The 5,129-nt window shown below is 42.8% G+C and carries 6 protein-coding genes and 1 pseudogene; 1 reads left to right on the forward strand and 6 read right to left on the reverse strand.

All coding sequences use genetic code 11. The annotated features are described in order from the left end of the window. The 6 genes and pseudogenes from secD to ACP45E_RS19155 all read right to left on the reverse strand — a co-directional run. Positions 1-345 (reverse strand): annotated as a pseudogene (secD, locus tag ACP45E_RS19130) (protein translocase subunit SecD); the annotation flags it as partial. 169 nt (positions 346-514) lie between these two features. Further along, positions 515-1,018, reverse strand: coding sequence for a hypothetical protein (locus ACP45E_RS19135; RefSeq protein ID WP_240492279.1), 504 nt, complete (start codon positions 1,016-1,018; stop codon positions 515-517). A 200-nt stretch (positions 1,019-1,218) separates the two neighbouring features. Then, the gene (locus tag ACP45E_RS19140; protein ID WP_017037607.1) at positions 1,219-1,434 is read right to left on the reverse strand and encodes a DUF3820 family protein; all 216 of its coding nucleotides are present in this window, start codon (positions 1,432-1,434) and stop codon (positions 1,219-1,221) included. A gap of 84 nt (positions 1,435-1,518) precedes the next feature. Continuing rightward, entirely contained in the window at positions 1,519-1,866 is a 348-nt protein-coding gene (locus ACP45E_RS19145; protein WP_017037606.1) for a helix-turn-helix domain-containing protein, read from the reverse strand. A gap of 262 nt (positions 1,867-2,128) precedes the next feature. Next, positions 2,129-3,301: a D-alanyl-D-alanine carboxypeptidase family protein gene (locus ACP45E_RS19150; RefSeq protein ID WP_017037605.1), complete on the reverse strand. Its 1,173-nt coding sequence runs from the start codon at positions 3,299-3,301 to the stop codon at positions 2,129-2,131. A gap of 193 nt (positions 3,302-3,494) precedes the next feature. Beyond that, on the reverse strand, positions 3,495-3,866 hold the full coding sequence (locus ACP45E_RS19155; RefSeq protein WP_017034736.1) for a hypothetical protein: 372 nt from the start codon (positions 3,864-3,866) through the stop codon (positions 3,495-3,497). A 406-nt stretch (positions 3,867-4,272) separates the two neighbouring features. Here ACP45E_RS19155 and ACP45E_RS19160 point away from each other — a divergent pair. Then, the coding region (locus ACP45E_RS19160; RefSeq protein WP_069585442.1) for a threonine/serine exporter family protein at positions 4,273-5,129 on the forward strand (857 nt) is incomplete at its 3' end.

The following is a 5,129-nucleotide window of genomic DNA, read 5'->3' on the forward strand; positions in this document are numbered from 1 at the left end:
GGGTGCGGCGGCCTCCATAGCCAGAGCGATAGTGATATCGTCATTGAGCACATCACTGAGCGTATCTCTAGCTAGGCTCTGTTGAGCTTCGTCATCCAATACAACAATCGTTCGATTGCCGTCTTGCTGAATGCTCAGTGGCGTAATATCAACCTGACTTAATTGATTTGCTATAAAGGTAGCATCGGGCGTGGCCTGATCACGAGAACTGATATGTAAAGCAGCGTTTTCGCCATACCACGATGGTAGCGCGCTGAATGTCATCACGATAATGGTGACGATCAGAACCACATATTTCCAGATCGCATAGCGGTTGATGACTTTATGGGGCGTTTTCTTTTTCATTTGCAACTCTATCTCTCAATAGATTAAAACTGTGCATTGAAAGGCACCACAACATTCACGCTAACGGCGCATACCTCACTGAGATAAGCGATAGAATCAGCCTAACAATGTCGTAGTTCAGATAGTATTTCAATGCGTAATGGTCAGTAACGACCTGAGAAATGAATCACTAAGTGCGAGAGTGTTGATGGGTGTACAAAGCATTGGTTTCTTTCCAACCGGAAAGACGAGAACTTGCCAAAGTGAAGCTTGTCCAATGAGCTGAAGGGTCTGGTAATTGAACATCTGAGCGAGCGATATCCAGTAACACAGGGGATAAAAACGCCACTAAAAGGTAATAGCTTGGCTCAATACCATTACTAGCGCAGTTATCCGCGCTAATGATACGACGAACAAACGACGTTGCGTATGGTTCGTTATGATCGTTAAAGGTAAAACCGTCATCCCCTAATGAAATGGGATCGTCGATATCCGTCTTAGCTTTAGCGTTGGCATTAGCATTGCCAGTATCAGATTCTTGATTCATCTGATCGCCTGCTTCGCAATTTTCTGACAAATTGACGTACACAGCGGATTGGTTGCCACTAAAATCCATGCATTCCTGTGCCGTCACGATATGCGAACATAGCGACAATGCGATAAGAATGAATAGTTGATAGTAACGTTTAAGCAAGAAAGATAACCGTGAGTAATGAAACTAGGGCAAGTATAATCAGTCAATAAACCAATAGATACTCTATTTAGAACCTTTCATTAATTTAGATAGTTTAAAAAACTCTAAAAACACCTAAAACCATAAATTCAGACTTTACATAGCCTCATTCATGGCCTTATCTCCTCTTCATTGCCTCCCTTCTTTTGTGGCGACTTCATTCACATTCGTTTTAACGGCTGAACAACGCTGTCGAGCCCTTCAATTTTCAATGCCAAACAAAGTTGAAGAAGATCACCAAGCTCACCGCTAGGGAATCCCTTCTTATCGAACCACAACAAATACTCCTCCGGTAGATCGATTAACGCTCTTCCAGAATACTTGCCAAATGGCATTGGCGTTCTTGCCAGCTTGACTAGGTTTTCTTTCTCCAACATACCGTATTTTTCGCCTCAGGTTGTCACGGTCTTCCGTTGACCCATTGGGTTTCCAACAGGTCTATCGACCCATTAACGTCACCATTAAGCGACCGTATGAACATACTCAACAATGACTTGATTACCTTGTGCATACACACGTTGGATTTCGCCGTCGACAGACATCGTGCTTTTTAACGTCACCAGTTGCTGTGCAGATTGGCTCGCACGTTGTAAAGACGGGACTACTCGGTAAGGTTCAATATGTAGCTTAGTGCAAAACTGGTGGATAAACTCCAAAGAGATCGGAGCGTTCCCCCTCAATATGGCTGAAAACTCGGCTTGTGTCATTCCCATTTTTTTGGCCATTTCCATCTGCGTCAAGCGCATCTTGGCTTTCTGTGACATCCAAGTGTTGTATAAAGCATCTCTATCTATCTGATTAAACTGCACGTTGAAGCTCCCTTACATTCTAAATATGGATGAATTCTGCTGTAATCCATGTGCACAATGTCAGATAGCCGTCAGGTTTTGACCAATGTTTCGCCCTTAACTTACACGATGCCTATGCATGGTTAATAGGCCTAGTTGATACACACGGATAACTAACACTGAATCCACTTAGGGCAAACCTCACACGCACAAAAAAGGCCATAGTGACTATGGCCTCTCGAATCAAAGGTGTTATTACGTTTCTGGGTTATTGCGTTTATGCTTAGCCAAAGAAGCTAGTAATTAAACGTTTAAACCAGTCCAGTGCTTTTTTGAAGAAACTGCCTTCTTCAACATCATTCAACGCGACCAGTGAAGATTGAGCAACCTGCTCTCCATCAACTAGGTAAGAAACACTGCCCAGCACATCACTCTTGCGAATTGGCGCTGTTAACTCGCCGTCTAATTCAATGTTTGCGGTCAGCTTACTGATCTCACCTTTCGTCAGTGTAATAAACACATCTTGATCAACACCAACAGAAACGCTGTCTTCTGACCCCATCCACACTCTTGGTCTAGCAATTTCTTCGCCTGCAGAGTTTGGAGAAACGGTATCAAAGAAACGGAACCCATAACTCAACAATTGTTTACTTTCAGCTTCGCGACTCTTGGTACTTTTTGAACCCATGACGACAGAGATTAAGCGCATATCTCCGCTAGTGGCAGAGCTGGCTAAGCTATAACCTGCGCCACTCGTGTAGCCTGTTTTCATGCCATCGACATTCATGCTTCGGTCACGCAGCAGGCCGTTACGGTTGTATTGTGTGATACCGTTGAACTTAAAAGAGCGCTCACTGTACAGTGGATAAATATTCGGTAGATCTCGAATGATCGCACGACCCAAAGTCGCAATATCATAAGGGGTAGAATAGAGACCATTACTGTCTAAGCCATGAGGGTTAGTAAACGCTGTATTCTCTAACTTCAAACGTTGTGCCCATGAATTCATAAGTGCTACAAAAGAATCTTGAGAGCCAGCGACATGCTCAGCAATCGCGACACTCGCATCATTGCCCGATTGCACGATTAAACCACGGTATAGATCCATCATGTCGACAGTTTTGCCCACCTCGATGAACATTTTTGATGAATCAGGAAACTTTTTTGCCCAGGCATTTTTACTAATAACCACTTGATCGTGTTTACCAATGTTACCCGCTTTTATCTCTTGCCCTGCAACATACGCGGTCATTAATTTAGTCAAACTGGCAGGGTTTAACTTGGTATGAGCATTTTTTTCAACCAGTACTTTGCCAGTATGGTAATCCATCAACACATACCCGTTTGCACCCAAGACGGGTGCATCAGGCACGATGGTTGGTGCCGCTATTGCGAAAGGTGAGAGAAGAGCGGTTGAGAGTAAAGCACCAGCGAATCGTAAATCCAGATTAATCATATTTTAGCCAAGTGAAATAGGTGTTGTTAGGAGTATATATAAAAGCAAGGAAGATAAATGAGGGCTTTACCAATCCTTACGAAAATTTGATTTTAGTTACACAGTGGCGAACAAAGCACCAAAGTTCTTCCTATTAAAACAAAATGACCGATAGCATGCTATCGGTCATTGAAAGAATTTTGATTATGCTCGCTTAGTTAGCGTTGGCGTAGCGAGAAATAAGTGTCGTCCAATGCGGCGTTTTTTTCATTCGATAGTTGAACCATAAATAGGTCGCCACCATAGAGAAAAACAAATAAGACATCGCAAATATCATAGGGGAAGTGATCAACTCGGCTGATACGCTCAATACAATACCGACGACGGTCACCATCAACTTAGCAAACATGCCTAAGAAAAGTAACAGTAACACAAGTTCAGGAAAGCGCGTTGTGCGAAATGCGAACCAGTAACAGCTGCCGACAGCAAGCGTCGAAATCGTCAGACCGAGAACGAAAGAATGGAAATGTTCCGCTGATGCAACACCCGCAAAGATAGATATCATTGCAATAATAATTAACTTCATAATACACGCCTCGTTTAGTGACCTACGATTTGCTTCCTTTCATTTTTGCAAACTCATTTTGCGCTATTGTCGCTTTTTTAATCACGATTGCAAGTGCAAATAAACAACAAAAAACGTTCACATTTACAGTGGTTATTTTCGTTAACAACTGGCTTACATCTTGTAATCGAATACATCCTTTATATACCAGTCACACTGGCTTTACTGCACAATAATCGATCTAAAATGTAACAATTGGTTATCCTAAGTAAATAACTCTAAATTTTATGAAAGCATGACTTAAGTCAACTTTGTTCAATGATGGAGGCCAAATTAACAAGACTGAGAAAATTAGCGCAATATTTCTCGTCAACAATAGAGCGCTTTGGTACCTTAGGCCCACCTTTCGCTTGTTGATTTCAAAGCCATGCTTTCACAATATCGAATATCCAAAATCGTCGAAATTGGAGACACCTTACACCGCAGTGGTTGTGCGCCCTATAAAGTTGAAAAATACACACAGTATTACGCTAGAAAACATGACGTCGACGTTATGATTCAAGCGACTCCGACGACCATCAATTACCAGTTTCCTGATGACAATAACGTGGTGGTCATGAAACGGTTGAAGCCAGCGTCAATAAACTTGAGTTTGCTTGCGAACACGATCATACGCATCAACCAACCCAGCAGTGAACCTTTGCCTGAACCAGTGGGATACCCTAAATGGGTCGTAGCGCTGGCAAACATGGGAATTCCGCCCGCGTATTTGATGCTTGTTGGCAGCACAATGGAAGCTGTTGCTTTCTCTGTGTTTCTAGGATTTATGGTTTGGGTTTGTCAGTTAGTGTGTAAAGGGCGTCGCAGCATTGCCGTTGAGTTTATTTCAGCACTGGTGACTGGTGTATTAGTGGCGTTTATTGCGAGCACAGGATTACCCATACCCGTTTGGGCTTTATGCATTGCAGCCATTATTTTATTTGTTCCAGGACTTTCTATAGCCAATGCCTTGGAATGCTTAGCATTTAATGACCTTGTTTCAGGGACTAGCCTTCTGGGGCAAAGTGCGCTGAGTTTAATCAAGCTGTTTGTTGGAATCGTCATGGGGCTGAATATTGGCGAAGCAATTTGGGGGCATAGTGAGACAGCAACTTACCTGAATGACGTTCCAAACTGGATGCACATTTTGGGCGTATTCATTCTTTCTATCTCCATCGGTATTATTTTTAATGCTCGAGCAAGAGATATTTTACTGGGTCTTCCTGTCGCTGTACTGGGAATGTG

The organism is Vibrio genomosp. F10 str. 9ZD137 (genome assembly GCF_049974785.1).
Classification (GTDB): Bacteria; Pseudomonadota; Gammaproteobacteria; order Enterobacterales; family Vibrionaceae; genus Vibrio.